At 63.9% G+C, this 14,904-nt stretch carries 11 protein-coding genes; 5 read left to right on the plus strand and 6 right to left on the minus strand.

The features are described from left to right. Nucleotides 1-133 precede the first annotated feature (133 nt). From OKC41_RS12225 to OKC41_RS12240, 4 genes are all read left to right on the plus strand, one after another. Nucleotides 134-814, plus strand: a complete 681-nt coding sequence (locus OKC41_RS12225) for an ABC transporter ATP-binding protein (RefSeq protein WP_041215391.1) — start codon at nucleotides 134-136, stop codon at nucleotides 812-814. A gap of 21 nt (nucleotides 815-835) precedes the next feature. After that, on the plus strand, nucleotides 836-3,262 hold the full coding sequence (locus OKC41_RS12230) for an FtsX-like permease family protein (RefSeq protein WP_270672060.1): 2,427 nt from the start codon (nucleotides 836-838) through the stop codon (nucleotides 3,260-3,262). Between the two features lie 173 nt (nucleotides 3,263-3,435). Beyond that, on the plus strand, nucleotides 3,436-4,476 hold the full coding sequence (locus OKC41_RS12235; RefSeq protein ID WP_201894824.1) for a lipocalin-like domain-containing protein: 1,041 nt from the start codon (nucleotides 3,436-3,438) through the stop codon (nucleotides 4,474-4,476). A 243-nt stretch (nucleotides 4,477-4,719) separates the two neighbouring features. Then, nucleotides 4,720-5,562 (plus strand): HNH endonuclease, encoded by an 843-nt coding sequence (locus OKC41_RS12240; protein ID WP_201894728.1) that lies wholly within the window; start codon nucleotides 4,720-4,722, stop codon nucleotides 5,560-5,562. A gap of 206 nt (nucleotides 5,563-5,768) precedes the next feature. Here the strand turns inward: OKC41_RS12240 and OKC41_RS12245 are convergent, their stop codons facing one another. From OKC41_RS12245 to OKC41_RS12270, 6 genes are all read right to left on the minus strand, one after another. Then, the gene (locus OKC41_RS12245) at nucleotides 5,769-6,329 is read right to left on the minus strand and encodes a hypothetical protein (protein ID WP_234922286.1); all 561 of its coding nucleotides are present in this window, start codon (nucleotides 6,327-6,329) and stop codon (nucleotides 5,769-5,771) included. 131 nt (nucleotides 6,330-6,460) lie between these two features. Beyond that, nucleotides 6,461-9,253, minus strand: coding sequence for an FAD-binding and (Fe-S)-binding domain-containing protein (locus OKC41_RS12250; RefSeq protein WP_201894729.1), 2,793 nt, complete (start codon nucleotides 9,251-9,253; stop codon nucleotides 6,461-6,463). Next, nucleotides 9,253-9,897, minus strand: a complete 645-nt coding sequence (locus tag OKC41_RS12255) for an LUD domain-containing protein (RefSeq protein WP_201894730.1) — start codon at nucleotides 9,895-9,897, stop codon at nucleotides 9,253-9,255. Before OKC41_RS12255 ends, OKC41_RS12250 begins: the two co-directional genes overlap by 1 nt. Before the next feature lies 1 nt (nucleotide 9,898). Next, on the minus strand, nucleotides 9,899-11,335 hold the full coding sequence (locus OKC41_RS12260; RefSeq protein WP_270672061.1) for a LutB/LldF family L-lactate oxidation iron-sulfur protein: 1,437 nt from the start codon (nucleotides 11,333-11,335) through the stop codon (nucleotides 9,899-9,901). Beyond that, the gene (locus tag OKC41_RS12265; protein ID WP_010674372.1) at nucleotides 11,328-12,149 is read right to left on the minus strand and encodes a (Fe-S)-binding protein; all 822 of its coding nucleotides are present in this window, start codon (nucleotides 12,147-12,149) and stop codon (nucleotides 11,328-11,330) included. The genes OKC41_RS12260 and OKC41_RS12265 overlap by 8 nt, the downstream gene beginning before the upstream one ends. 12 nt (nucleotides 12,150-12,161) lie before the next feature. Beyond that, nucleotides 12,162-13,859, minus strand: coding sequence for an L-lactate permease (locus OKC41_RS12270; protein ID WP_201894732.1), 1,698 nt, complete (start codon nucleotides 13,857-13,859; stop codon nucleotides 12,162-12,164). Nucleotides 13,860-13,920: 61 nt separating this feature from the next. Between OKC41_RS12270 and OKC41_RS12275 the strand changes: the two genes are divergently transcribed. Further along, entirely contained in the window at nucleotides 13,921-14,898 is a 978-nt protein-coding gene (locus OKC41_RS12275; RefSeq protein WP_197971228.1) for a LysR family transcriptional regulator, read from the plus strand. Nucleotides 14,899-14,904: the final 6 nt, after the last annotated feature.

Here is a 14,904-nt window from a genome sequence, read left to right on the forward strand (position 1 = left end):
CATGGAAGACCCTATTCTAACCACCTCAGGCGAGCGGGATCCAGCGAGGATCCCCATCCCTTTTGCAGGCGCGATCACTAACTGGCATAGTGACGGACATTGTGAAAGCCATTGACCATCAAACGGTTATCCCATGCTTAGCCTGCGCAACCTCAGTAAACGCTTCGCCAACGGCGGCGAGACGCTCCCCCTGTTCGAGGGGCTGGATCTCGCCCTCACCCCGGGGGAAACCTGCCTGCTGCTGGGGCAAAGCGGCTGTGGCAAGTCCACCCTGCTCAACCTCATCGCCGGTCTCATCGCCCCGGACGAGGGGGAGATCTGGCTGGAAGAGACCCGCCTCGACACCCTGCCGACAGACGAGCGTGCCCGGCTTCGCGGGCGCCATTTCGGCATCGTCTATCAGGATTTCAACCTGCTGCCGACCCTGACCGTGGCCGAGAACCTCGCCCTGCCCCTTCAGATAAACAACCTGCCCCAGGACGATGGGCGCCTCGATGCCCTGCTCGCGCGCCTTGGCATGAGCCACAAGCGCCACGCCTGGCCGGAGCAGCTCTCCGGCGGCCAGCGCCAGCGGGTGGCGCTGGCCCGCGCCCTCATTCATCAGCCCCGTTGGCTGCTTGCCGACGAGCCCACCGGGAGCCTTGATGAACACAACGCCGAGCAGGTGATGGCCCTGATGATGGCGGCGGTGCGCGATACCGGCGCCGGTCTCTTGCTGGTGAGCCACAACCCGGGCTATGGCGACCTGGCGGATCGGGTGCTGCGCCTTGAAGGGGGGCAACTGGTCGAGCTCAAGGGGCGCCGCCATGGCTGACGTTTGCCGGGGGGCCTGCTGATGTTGCCCCTCAAGGCGCTGCTGCGCCTCTATCGCGCTTACCCCTGGTTGCTTTTGATGAGCCTGGCCGGGCTCACCCTCGGGGTCACCCTGGTGGTGGCCATCGAGCTCTTGAACCACAGCGCCCGCACCAACTTCGTCGCCGCCCGCAGCCAGCTCGCCGGGGAGGCCAACTACCGCCTGGCCCCCCAGGGTGGCCTGGATGAGCAAGTCTACGTGAGGCTGGTGCGAAGCCAGCCGAACCTTGACGCCATGCCAGAGCTTCACGCCTGGCTCAAGGACGAGCAGGGGCGCAGCTTCCAGATGCTGGGGATGGATCTCTTCAACCCCGGCCCCCTGCGCCGCCTCTTTGGCGATGCGCCAGACAGCCAACCCGATGTCTCGTTGAATCGCGCCGACAGCGTCTGGCTGGCCGCCCCCGAGGCGAGGCGCCTTGACTGGCAACCGGGCCAGTCGCGAACCTTTGTGCTGGGGGATGAGGGGCAACGCCCCCTGACCCTGACCCTGGCGGGCACCTTCGAGCCCGGCGCCGTCCCCATGGAGCGGCTGCTGGTGACCGACATCGGCCTCGCCCAGCCCCTGCTTGGCAAGGAAGGCAGACTGGATCGCATCGTCTTCAAGCTCAGCGAGCAAGAGGCCAATACCTTGCAAAGAGCCTTGCAGGCGGCCCTGCAATCCTATGCCCCCCATCAACCCCTCTGGCTTGAGCCCATCAGCCCGGCGCTCGATGCCAGCCAGCTCGGGGATGCGCTGGCCCTGAACCTTACCGCCCTCTCCCTGCTCGCCATGGCGGTGGGATTGTTTTTGGTGTTCAACGCCCAGCGCTTCGTGCAGAGCGTGCGCCGCCCCCTGCTCGCCCAGCTCATCATTCTCGGGATGCCGCCGCGCCGGGTGCTGCGCTGGCTGACCCTGGAGATCCTGATCCTCGCCAGCATCGGCACCCTGCTCGGGCTGCTGCTGGGCAGCCTGTTGGCCCTCGCCCTGATGGGGCAGCTCACCCAGGCGCTGGCCGATCTTTATGGCCCCAACCCCATCGACCTGCTGCGCCTCTCCCCGACGAGCCTTGGCAAGGCGCTGGTGATTGGCCTTCTGGGGATGCTTGCCGCCAACCTGTCCGGCTGGTGGCAACTGCTGCGCCAATCCCCCCTTGCGCTGCGAGAGGGCAACAGTCGCCCACCGGCTCACCCCTGGCAACGCCGGGGCCTTGCCATCGCCATCCTGCTGCTGTGCGCCCTGTGTCTATGGCGGCCAGAAACCGGCCTTGGCGGCGCCCTCTTCGTGGCCGGAGGCTGGCTGCTCGCCATGGCCCTCCTGCTGCCCGATGCCCTTCGCTCCTTGCTGGGGCGGCTGAGTGCACGCGGCCCCCTCACCGCCCGGCTCGGGGTGGCCGAAACCCTCTATCACCTGGATCGCACCGCCATTGCGGTGATGGCGCTGCAACTGGCCATCGCCGCGGCCATTGGCATCGGGGTCATGGTGTCGAGCTTTCGCTCGAGCGTGGAGATCTGGCTCGGCCAGCGCCTGGCCGCCGATCTCTACGTCACCGCCCCCAAGGGGGTGGCAGGCAGCAGGGGCGCCCTGGGCGAGCAGACCCTCAACACCATCCTCGCCTCGCCGGATGTGCGCGCCGCCTCGCGCCGCTCGGTGCACCCGGCCCGCTGGCAGGGGCAGCCCATCGAGTGGGCGCAGATGGACTTTATCCCCGAGCTCAAAGCCGCCTATCCGCTGCTGGCCGGACGCTGGCCCGCCACCCCCGACGAGGTGCTGGCGAGCGAACCGCTGACGGTGCGCCTCGGGGTCAGGGTGGGCCAGCGCCTCGAGGTGAGCGGCGAGCAGGGGCCGCGAACGCTCACCGTCACCGGCGTCTATCAGGATTACGGCAGCGACAAGGGGCAGATACTGCACGCCTTCGAAGGGGGCAAGGTGCAATCCCTGGCCCTCTTCAGCCCGCACGTTGATCGCCTCGCCGATCGCCTGCGGGCCCAGTTTGGCGAGCGGGTGAACCTGTTGCCCGCCCCCGCCATCCACGCCGCCGCCCTCAGGGTGTTCGACCAGACCTTCGTAGTCACCGAGCTATTGAAGTTGCTGATCCTGGGGATCGCCTTCGTCGGCATCGGCTCGGCCTTTATGGTGCTGGGGCTGGCCCGGCGCGGCGAGTTGCAGACCCTGCAAAGCCTTGGCCTGAGCCCCCGCCACTGTCGCCGGTTGCTGGTGTGGCAGGGGGCGGGATTGGGACTGCTCACCGCGCTGTTGGCCCTGCCGGTGGGTTATGGCCTTGCCTGGGTGCTGATTGAGGTGGTCAATCCCCGCGCCTTCGGCTGGCGGCTGGCCTTCGAGGCTGCCCCCCTGCACGCCGTCACGGCGCTCCTGCTCGCCCCCGTCTGTGGCGCGCTTGCCTCCTGGTACGCCGCAAGGAGAGTGGTATGACATATTGGTTGGCGCTCTGGCTCGGCCATGGCTTGACGATCCCATTGACCAGATCCCTGTCACCGCACTTGATTCAGCGCAGAGAAGCGCACAGAGCTGCCGCGAACCATCCCCTCTCCCTTCGGGAGAGGGCCAGGGTGAGGGGAATCTTGTCCTCTTGGCTCGCAGCCCTCTTGATCCCGCTTATTGCCATAAGCGGCCACGCGCAGGCCAGCGATCTGGGGAGCATCCTTGGTGGTGGCAGCGATCACTTCAAAAAGGCCCTGCCGGGCCAGTCCATCAACCTGCCCGTGGATCACGGTGCCCACCCCGACTACCGCTCCGAGTGGTGGTATCTCACCGGCAATCTGAAAGACGAACAGGGGCGCGACTACGGCATGCAGTGGACCCTGTTTCGCCAGGGTATCGAGCAAGCAATTAAGTCGGACAACCCCTGGCTCACTCCCCAGCTCTGGCTGGCCCAATTCGCCATCACGGATGTGAGCAAAGGCAGCCACCAGCAGGACGAGCGCACCAGCCGCCAGGGGCCGGGGCTCGCCGGTGCCAGCGGCGGTGAGTATTGGCTCAAAGAGTGGGTGCTGGCTTCTCAAGGGGAAGCGCTCTTTCCCGCCACCCTCAAGGTGCAGAGCAAGGCGGGGGATCTTGATGTGAAGGTGAGTGCCGCCAAGCCAGCGGTGCTGCAAGGCAAAGCGGGTTACAGCGAGAAGAGCCCGGGCAACGCCTCCTTCTACTACTCCTACCCCCGCCTGATCATCAGCGGCACCCTGACCCTGGATGGCGAGACCCGCACCGTCAGCGGTGAGGGGTGGTTTGATCACGAGTGGAGCAGCTCGGTATTGGCCGAGTGGCAATCGGGCTGGGACTGGTTCTCCCTGCAACTTGATAACGGGCGCGAGCTGATGCTGTTTCGCCTGCGCACCAAAGCGGGCCACACTGAGCCTGAGAACCGCTACGGCATCCTGATCGAGCGGGATGGCAGCAGCCGGGTGCTGAGCCCAGATCACATCCACCTCACCCCCGGCAAGACCTGGCGCGGCCCCAAGGGGCAAGCCTACCCCATCGAGTGGCAGCTGGAAGCCGCCGATTTGAACCTGACGATCCGTGCCCGCCAAGCCAATCAGGCCATGACGGGACGCTTTGACTACTGGGAGGGGGCGGTATCCGTCTCGGGGGATGCCAAGGGCGTCGGCTATCTGGAGATGACGGGGTATTGAAACCTTGAAATCTGTTTCGCTTCAAGAAATTATCCATTCCCCACACCCTGAGTTGCATTTTAATTCAGTAGAGATGACAGGTTATGATAAAACCTCCATCTGCTCCTTGTTAATTTATCAACCTTTTGTAAAAGAACCCAATGCACACTTTCTATTATATTTTGCCAAAATAAAGTTCTGTATCACATTTCAATGTTAACGTTTTACGTATTATTATTTATTCAACAGCAAGTTGAGGAAAAAATGAAAGTTGAGGATTTAAAACCCAAAGAACGCCTGCGTATTATGGACCTAGTTTCTGAGGCGGGTATTGACGTAAGTGATTGGGCAAATTTCAAAGGTGGTGAGGGAAAGGCTGCATCTAACCCGAAGTATTGCTATGAATGGTCTTACGAGAACACGAATAAAAATATAATCGTGTTAAACCTTTGGTATGAAGACATTAAATTTTCAAATGGCAGCATTGTCCAGAGTTTGAACATGCGAAAGGTCGCCCAAAATGTCACAACTTCGCCACAATCAAGGCGAGCGATAAAAATGGATTTTTCCCTCCAAAAAGCAGCGCGTCTAAATTGGCCACTAAGGGTAATCATCTGTGATGGAGTCCAACACGAGCAAACAACGGGCCGTGTGAAGTCTACTGCAGAAACGCGCCTTCTTGATTCTGAACTTTGGTACGTTCAGTCTTATGATTCTGACAGCGGCGATTGCCTCCTTATTCGCAGTCAACCCGAGCCAAAATATGTTGACCAGTTCCAGCATTTGGAGTTACCTGAAGGTGAAGGGAAAAGAAAGGAAGTCACTGGAATGATCTTTCAACGGGACCCCAAAATCAGGAATTATGTGTTGACCAGGGCCAGGGGACTGTGTGAATGGTGTGGTGCCAAAGGCTTCGAGACACGGTCAGGCTCTATTTATCTGGAAACCCACCATATACAGCCACTCTCAGAGGGTGGAAGCGATGCAATCACTAATGTAATTGCACTCTGCCCGAATCATCATCGTGAAGCTCACTTCGGTAACAAGGCTGATGACTTAAGAAGTAATTTTTTAAAATGCATCATGAAAACAAGCACTCAAATGTAATCAACGGATAGATTAACTATACCGTAGGCTCGATTTAGCCACGCCAATCGAGCCTACTATATAACCCTAAACCGATGTCCTGTATTGAACCTCACCCAACTCTGTATAACTTATTATCAGCATCTTCCATTAAATAACTCACGCATCGACCATCTGGCTAGATACAGTCGTCAACAACGGTCAATTGAAGTGCTCCAGCATGTCGATTACAACCCTCTTTCGCTTTCTGCCTTGATGGCGCCCAGTATCCGGCGCCGGATCAGGCCGCTGACGGGGCGGATCAGATACCAGTAAGGTGCGAACTTGAGGCGGCAGGCCAGATCCGGGCAGAACACCCTTGTCTGGGTGGTCAACCGGGTGGTGCCGTTTGGCTGGCGGCTGGCCGAAAACCCCAGGGCGAGCTTGGCGACGCCTGGCGCCGCAAAGTCCAGATACGCCTGACTGTCCACCATGGTCACCAGACCAAAGTCCGGCCGCCAGAACCGGCCGACAAGGCCGTAGAGCAGCGTGTTGTCGTCATGGCTGTCGAGCGGCACGAATCTGTCCAAGCCAAAGGGAGGCGGGCTGGCGCTCTGTTGGCGACCGAGAAGATGCCCAAGGCGCATCGGCACTTCCCGCAAGCCGATCAGGTGGCGAAAGGCCGGATCCGCTTCCGGTCGATAGTTGGCCGCCGCCTGGATGACGGTGTGCGGGTCGGCGGCAATATCGCGGGCGTGCTCTTCACAGAAGTGATAGGCAGGCAGATAGTGGTTTAGCGGCGTAATCAATTTTTCCTTACCATCGTTCGTATCAGTATCGGCCCCTTTCATAGCACGTAGCACCAGACAAGTCCCGTTTTTAAGCCACCTTGTTCACCCCATTGAAAACGGCAGGATAGTTATCCTGCCGTTTTTTTCCCCTATCTCGCCGCCTGATCCACCAGATAGAGGATGCTGTGATAGGGAATGCCGGCGTGCTGGCTGAGCCCCATTTCGCAGGTGCGGCTGTTACTGAATCCCTGACGACAATCGTTGGGGACCTGGGCGGGCAGGCTGGCAAGCGCTGCGGCGTTGAGCTCCGGAGTCATCAGCCCCTTGTCGCCGGCAAAGCCGCAGCACTGGATATGCTCAGGGACTATCACCTCCCGGGCGCAGGCGCGGGCCACCGCCAGCACCTTATCCCCCAGCCCCATACGCCGGCTGCTGCAGGTGATATGGAGCATGACGGTCTCATCGATGGGGGTCAGCTCAAGGTGGGGCAGCAGGTGTTCCAGCACAAAAGCGGAGGGCTCGAACACCCGAAGGCCCTTGCCGAGTGCCCCCGAGAGCAGTCGCTGCACGCAGGGGCTGGTATCGAGCAGCACGGGCCAGCGCCCCTGCTCGCTTGCCTGCCACAGCGCCGCCGCCAGCTCACTGCGCTTGGCAGCTGCTACCTCGCTCATCCCCTTGCTGTCATAGGGCATGCCGCAACAGAGCCCCTCAATGCCTTGCGGCACTATCACCCGGCAACCCGCTTTATTGAGCAGGGATAACACCACGTCCGGCAGTGACGGGGCCTCCTCCTGCTGGCCGAACACCCGGCTCGCGCACGACGGCAGGTAGACCACAGCGCGATCCCTTGTTTCGTCATTGCTCCTCTCCCCTTGCGACCACTGGTAACGGCTCGGCCCCGGCAGGGTGGGCAACCAGGCGGGGGTGCGCTGGCCGCTCAGATGGCGAACCCCGTTCACCAATCCTGCCAGCGCCTTGTCTCCCAACACCTTGCCCGCTATGGCTTTGAGGCCCAGCGCACTGCGGGCGGTGCGGGTAACGCCAGCGAAATGATCGGCGCTCCATCGGGCAATGGGCACGAAGCGCTGGTACTTGTCAGTGCGCAGCTTCTTGATAAGGCTGCCGGTGTTGATGCCCACCGGGCAGCGATCGGCGCAGAGCCCGGTCGCGGCGCAGGTGTCGATGCCCTGATAGTCAAACAGCCGGGCAAGCTCGCGGGAGGGCTCATCGGCACGAGTGCGGCGGGCCAGTTCGCGGTAAAGCACGATGCGCTGGCGCGGCGAGAGCGACAGGGTGCGCGAGGGGCAGACCGCCTCGCAAAAACCGCACTCGATGCACGGATCCACGATGGCATCGCTCGCCGGCATGGGCTTGAGGTGGGCCAGGTGGGCCTTGGGGTCATCGTTGATGATGACGCCAGGATTGAGCAGGCCATCGGGGTCGAGCAGCGCCTTGATGCGCCGCATCAGCGCCATCCCCTCCGACCCCCATTCCAGCTCCACATAGGGGGCCATGTTGCGGCCGGTGCCGTGCTCGGCCTTGAGGGACCCGCCAAAACGCACCGCGACCAGCTCCGCCACCGCATCCATAAAGGCGCCGTAGCGGGCCACCTGCGCCGGATCGTCGAACCCCTGGGTAAAGACGAAGTGCAGGTTCCCCTCCAGCGCGTGGCCGAAGATGATGGCTTCACCGTATTCGAAGCGATCAAACAGGGCTTGCAGCCCCGCCACCCCTTGCGCCAGACGCTCGATGGGAAAGGCGACATCCTCGATGATGACGGTGGTGCCGGTGGTGCGCACCGCCCCCACCGCCGGGAAGAGCCCCTTGCGAATGGCCCAGAGGCCGGCGCTCTCGGTAGTAAAAGGCACAGAGGCGACCTGAGCGAACTCGGCCGCCATGGCCGTCACCTGCTCGCAGCGATCCACCAACTCCTCTTTCGATTCCCCATGCACCTCCACAAGCAGGGCGCAGGCGGCCAGATCCAGCGTCTTGATAAAGTCCGGCAGGCCGGGTTTGCCCGCCACCGAGCGCAGGGATCGCCCATCCATCAGCTCCACCGCCGCCACCGGCGCACTTTTCAGGCGCGAGGTGGCCAGACACGCCTGCTCGGCGTCCCGGAACACCAGCAGGGCCGAGGCCTTGTGGGGGTATTCGGGCACGGTATCGAGCACCACCTCGGCGATAAAGCCGAGGGTTCCCTCCGAGCCGATCATCAGGTGGGTGAGGATATCGACGGGATCCTCATGGTCGAGCAGGGCATTGATGGCGTAGCCGGTGGTGTTCTTGAGCCGGTACTTGTGGCGGATCTTGGCGGCAAGCTCGGCGTTCGCCAGCACCTCGGCGCGCAGGGCGGCAAGCCCCGTGAGCAGCTCCGGGCGCACAGCCGCCAAGGCGGCGCGGCTCTGGGGATCGCCACTCTCCAGCACGGTGCCATCGGCCAGCAGCAGGGTCATGGCGTGCAGGGTGTGATAGCTGTTATGGGCGGTGCCGCAGCACATGCCGCTCGCGTTGTTGGCGGCGATGCCACCGAGCTTGCAGGCGTTGATGGAGGCGGGATCCGGCCCAATCTTGCGCCCCAGGGGCGCCAGATAGCGGTTGGCATCGGCGCCGATCACCCCGGGTTGCAGGGCGATGCGCGCCCCCCCGTCCAGAATGCGGTGGCCGCGCCAGCTGTCGGTCAGGGTGATGAGCACCGAATCGCTCAGGGCCTGGCCCGAGAGGCTGGTGCCGGCGGCGCGAAAGGTGCACGGCAGGCCCAATTCGCGGCACACTCCGAGCACGAAGCGCACCTCCTCGAGGGAGTCGAGGCGCACGATGCGCTCGGGCACCAGGCGGTAGAAGCTGGCGTCCGTGCCGTGGGCCAGCCGTAAATCCGGATCGCTCACCAGCCGCTCCGGCGGAATACGCGAGAGCACGGCGGCGTCAAATTCATTCCAGCGCATCAGCAATCCTCCACCAGCACCACCAAGAGGCGGCTCGGGCCGTGGGCGCCGTAGGCCAGGGTCTGCTGGATGTCGGCGGTCTTGGAGGGGCCGGAGACCAGCAACAGGTTGGTGGGCATGGCCTGTTGCCAGCGCCCGGCCGCCACCAGCCCCGCCAGGTTGTCGGTTATGGTGGAGGCCGCCAGCAGGGCGATATGGCAGGGTGGCACAAGCGAGAGGGTGCGCGGCTCGCCGCCATCCGGCAGCAACACGAGCGTGCCGGTATCGGCGATGGCCCCCGCGCAGTGGGTGATGCCCGCCTGACAGACGTCGAACAGATCGTCCTTCCAGCTCGCGAACTCGCCTGCGGGGGTCAACACAGATCGCCCGGCGCAAGCCGCCGCGACCGCCGCCTGCCAGCGACCGCCCTGGCCACAGGCCAGATGCGTCACGCCTTCTTGATCCAACCAGGCGGCCAGATCCCGGGCCAGGTTTGCCTGTTGGACTGTGAGGATCTCGGCATGGCTGGCGCTGATCCCGGCAACAAAGCGCTCACGCCGCGCCTGAACATCCTCCCCGCGCCAGGGCTGCCAGCCATGGGGGGCGTGGGCCATGGGGGTGGCGGCGCCGCGCAGGCGGCTTAATATGGCCTCTTTGCTCGACATCTCAGGACTCCTTCTTCTTCTGGCGCAGCAGGGCGTGTAGGCTCTGGGGGGCGGGTTTGGGGGCTTCGCGGCACTGGGTCCAGGGGCCCAGGTGTTTGGGCATCAGCCCCCGCAGGCGACCGGCCACCCCGGTTGCGGCGTGGTAGAGGCGCGGGTGGGTGGCGGCAAAGGCAAAGCCCTGCATGGCAAGGGTTTCGAGCCGGCTCCTGGCCGCCCCCTGCCCCGCCAGCGGTTCGTGGCCGGGCTGTGCGTCGTGCTTGGCCTCCCGGCGCAGGCGCTGCAACAGGTCGGGAATGGGGATGCGCACCGGGCACACCTCGCCGCAGGCACCGCACAGGCTCGAGGCCGTCACCAGATCGCTCGTGCTCTCCAGCCCCAGCAGGTGGGGGGAGATGATTTTGCCGATGGGCCCCGGGTAGATGGTGCCGTAGGCGTGGCCGCCGATGCGGGTGTAGACCGGGCAGTGGTTCATGCAGGCGCCGCAGCGGATGCACTGCAAGGTCTTGCGCAGCTCCTCGTCCCGGTAAGCCTGGCTGCGGCCGTTGTCGAGCAGCACCAGGTGCACCTCGTCCGGGCCGTCCAGCTCCCCTGCCCGGCGCGGGCCGCTGATGACGTTGAAGTAAGTCGTGATGGCCTGTCCGGTGGCCGAGCGGGTCAGGGCGCTGTAAAGCGGCGGCACGTCGGATAGGCACTCCACCACCTTCTCGATGCCGGTGATGGCCACATGGACTTTCGGCACCGTGGTGCACATGCGCCCGTTGCCCTCGTTCTCCACCAGACACAGGCTGCCGGTCTCGGCCACCGCGAAGTTGACACCGGAGAGTCCCATGCCGGCGCGGCGAAACTCTTCGCGCAGGGCCCGCCGCCCGGTCTGGATCAGGGCGTCCACGTCCGTGGTGGGGGTGAAGCCTTCGAGGTTGCTTGCGAAGGTGTCGCTCACCTCCTGCTTGTTCTTGTGGATGGCGGGCATGATGATGTGGGACGGGGTGTCGCCGTCGAGCTGGACGATAAACTCCCCCATGTCGCTCTCAAGGCAGCGGATGCCGTGGCGCGCCATCTCGTGGTTGAAGCCTACCTCCTCGCTCACCATGGACTTGCCCTTGACGATGCTGCTCACCCCATGTTGCTGGGCGATGCGAAGGATGATGGCGTTGGCCTCGACCGGCGTCTGGGCCCAGTGCACCCGGATGCCGTTGCGCTCACAGTTGGCTTCGAGCTGCTCCAGCAGGTCCGGCAGACGCGAGAGACAGCGCTGGCGAATGTGCTCCGCCGCATCGCGCACCGCCGCTTCTTCCTGCGGGTCGGCGAAGGCATCCCGGCGCTTGGCGCGCAGGTAATCCATGGCGCCGCGAAAATTCTGGCGCAGCACGGGGTCGGCCAGGGCCGCCTCGGCCTGGGGATGGAAGCGGCGCGGCGAATACTTGGCGTGATCAGACATGGGGCTGGGCCTCTTTGGTATGAGCCAAATCGCTAACAGCGGCGCCGTTATGAGCTATTTCGTCACTGTCGGGGCGGCTATGGGCGAGCAGGAAGCTCGCCAGGTGGGTGGCAGGCAAGATCCTGCCCTGATAGGCCAAGGATCCCTTGATGTTCAAGAGGCACCCCCAGTCCGCGCTCACCAGGGTGTCGGCGCCGGTGGCCAGCAGGTGGCGGGTCTTGTCCTCCACCATGGCCTGGCTGATGTGGGGGTGGCGCACCGAGAAGGTGCCGCCAAAGCCGCAGCACTCGCTCTCGTAGGCCTGTTCATGCAAGGTGACGCCATCGAGCTGCCCCAGCAGGCTGCGGGCCGTGGTGTGTACCTGCATCTCGCGCCGGGCCGAGCAGGAGGTGTGCATGACGATGCTCGCCTCCCCTACCCCGTGCCAGCGCACCCGGCAGATCCGAGCCAGAAACTCGGTGAGCTCGAACACCCGATCGCAAAAATCGGCCACCTCGGGGCTCTCGGGGAAGAGGCGGCGGTAGTGGTGGTGCATCATGCCGCCGCAGGAGCCCGACAGCACCACCACCGGCCAGGGCTCGGGGAAGAGCGCCATCTGGCTTTGCGCCACCTTGCGCGCCTCCTCCTCGTGACCCGAGGTGTAGGCCGGCTGCCCGCAGCAGGTCTGTTTCTCGACAAAGTGCACCCTTATCCCTTCCCGCTCGATCAGGGCGATGGCATCGAGCCCCGCCACCGGGTCGAACAGGTCCACCAGACAGGTGGCGTAGAGATAGACATCGGCCGGCTTGGCCGGGTAGACCCGCATTACCTTCATCACTTGCTCTCCTTACTTGAGCTGCAGCAGTGCGTCCGAGATGTGGAAGCTGTACATGAGCGCCAGCCCGATAAGGCCGGTGACCAGCAGGTAGTAGAGGGTCGGCAGCGCGGTCTTGCGCAGCGTCGCCCCCTCACGACCGAGCAGCCCCACGGTGGCCGAGGCCGCCACCACGTTGTGAATGGCGATCATGTTGCCGGCCGCCGCACCGACAGCCTGCAGGGCCAGCATGGCGGCGGTGGAGACCCCCAGGGTCTGGGCCACTTCGAACTGGAACTGGCTGAACATCATGTTCGATACCGTGTTGGAGCCGGCGATAAAGGCCCCCAGCGCGCCGATGGTGGCGCTGAGCGCCGGGAAGAACTCCCCCACCAGCCCGGCGGCAAAGTTGGCGGTGGTCACCGGCATGCTGGCGAGATCCGCCCCGTTGACCCCGGAGTTGATGAAGATGCGCACCATGGGCACGGTGAAAATCAGCACGAAGCCGGCGCCGATCAGGGTACGGCTGGACTCCCCCAGTGCCCGCCCGAAGGGGGCGAGGGAGCGCGATTGCAGCCAGGTGGCGAGCAGGGCGCAGAGCACCAGCAGGCCCCCCGGCAGGTAGAGCGGCTCAATGGAGGCGCTGACCCCCTTCTCCCCCAAGAGGTCCGTGAAGGCGAGGCTCACCGACAGGAGGCTCGCCTTGAACTCCGGGCTCACCCGGCTCGCCACCAGCAGGAGCGCCAGCGCCACATAGGGAAACCAGGCCAGCATGAGCGACATGGGGCGGCCGGCGGCCTCTTTGAGATCGAGCTTCAAGGAGCCCAGCCACTCGGCGGGCCACTCGTTCTCGGGGGCGAAATCCCAGGAGTTCTTGGGCACCAGAAAACCGGCTCGCGCCGCCGTCACCACCAGGGCCAGCCCCACCAGGCCGCCGATGAGGGACGGGAACTCGGGGCCGAGCAGCATGCCGGTGAGGGCATAGGGGACGGTGAAGGCGAGCCCGGCGAAAATCGCAAACGGCAGGATGGAGAGCCCCTCGGTCCAGCTGCGGTTGCGGCCGAAGAAGCGGGTCAGCATCATCACCATCAGCACCGGCATCAGGGTGCCGACGGTGGCGTGAATGAGGGCCACGTTGGTGGTCACCTGTTGCAGGTAGATGTCCCAGCTGCTGCCACCGGCGCTCAGGGTCTGGCCGATGGCCTGGTTATCCAGCCCCTTGTTGATGCCCACCAGGATGGGGGTGCCCACCGCGCCGAACGACACCGGGGTGGACTGGATCATCATGCCGAGCAGCACGGCGGCGAGCGCCGGAAAGCCGATGGCCACCAGCAGCGGCGCCGCGATGGCGGCCGGAGTGCCAAAGCCCGAGGCCCCTTCGATAAAGGCGCCGAAGCACCAGGCGATGATGATGGCCTGGATGCGCCTGTCCGGCGAGATGTTGGTAAAACCGCCGCGAATGGCGGTGATGGCACCGGTGTGTTTGAGGGTGTTGAGCATCAGGATGGCGCCGAACACGATCCAGAGCACGGTCACCGTGATCACCAGCCCCTGCAGGGTGGAGGCGAAGACCCGGGTCGGGCTCATCTGCCAGCCCCAGAGGGCGATGAACACGGTCAACAGGAAGGCGACGGGCATGGCGCGCTTGGCGGGCCAGTTGAGGCCGACCAGCAGCACGGCGGCCACCAGGATCGGCGAGAAGGCCACCAGGGCCAGCAGGGTGTCTGTCATCATTGCGTCCTTGTCCAGAGGGGTGCAGAGGCGCACCTTGTTGTTGTTTTGTTAAGCGGACGTGACCTTACCCTGTTCCTTTTTCGCGATATATGGAAATAATGAACAACATTCGTTCCAAAAGTTGATCAATATGGCCAGTACCGACGACCTCATCCTCTTCGCCCAGGTGGTGGAGGCCGGCTCCTTCAGCAAGGTAGCGGAACAAAATTCCCTGACAAATTCAGTTGTTAGCAAGCGGATCGGGCGTCTTGAGGAGGAGCTCGGGGTCCAGCTCCTCTATCGCACCACCCGCCGGCTCACCCTGAGCGAGGCGGGCAAGGCGCTCTATCAAGGTGCCAAAAATGTGAAGGCCGCCGCACTGGACGCCTTCGACGCGGTGGCGGGATTTGGTGAAAAGGTGAGCGGTCATGTGCGGATGTCGGTACCCACCATCTCCGGCGAGCTGCTGCTGGCCGATGCGGTGGCCGATTTTTGCCAGCAGCACCCGGGGCTCACGGTGGAGATGTCGCTCGACAACCGCTTCGTCAACCTGGTGGAAGAGGGGTTCGATCTGGTCATTCGCACCGGCTATCTGGATGACTCGAGCCTGATTGCCCGCCACATTCTCGACTCCCAGTGGGTGATCTGCGCCGCCCCCGCCTATGTGCGCCGCTTCGGGGCACCGCGGGAGCCGTCGGATTTGCTCACCCACAACTGCCTGCGCTACGCCTACCAGAGCACGGGGGCCTCGGAGTGGGCTTTCAAGGGGGAAGAGGGAAACTATCTGGTGTCGGTGTCGGGGAGCTTTTCAACCGACAACGCCGGGGCCCTGCGCAAGGCGGCGCTGGGAGGACGCGGTATCGTCTATGTGCCGCGTTGCCTGGTCTATCACGATCTGATGAACGGCGAGCTGGTGGATCTCTTCCCCGATCAGGTGGGCAAGAAGCTCGGCATCTACGCCGTCTACCCCTTCACCCGCCAGCCGCCGCGCAAGATAAGGCTGCTCATCGAGCACATCCGCCAGCGCTATCTGGAGATTGGCCACTACTTCCTCTGAGGCCCT

Origin of the sequence: Aeromonas sp. QDB17 (assembly GCF_027705305.1) — a bacterium.
GTDB lineage: Bacteria > Pseudomonadota > Gammaproteobacteria > Enterobacterales > Aeromonadaceae > Aeromonas > Aeromonas caviae.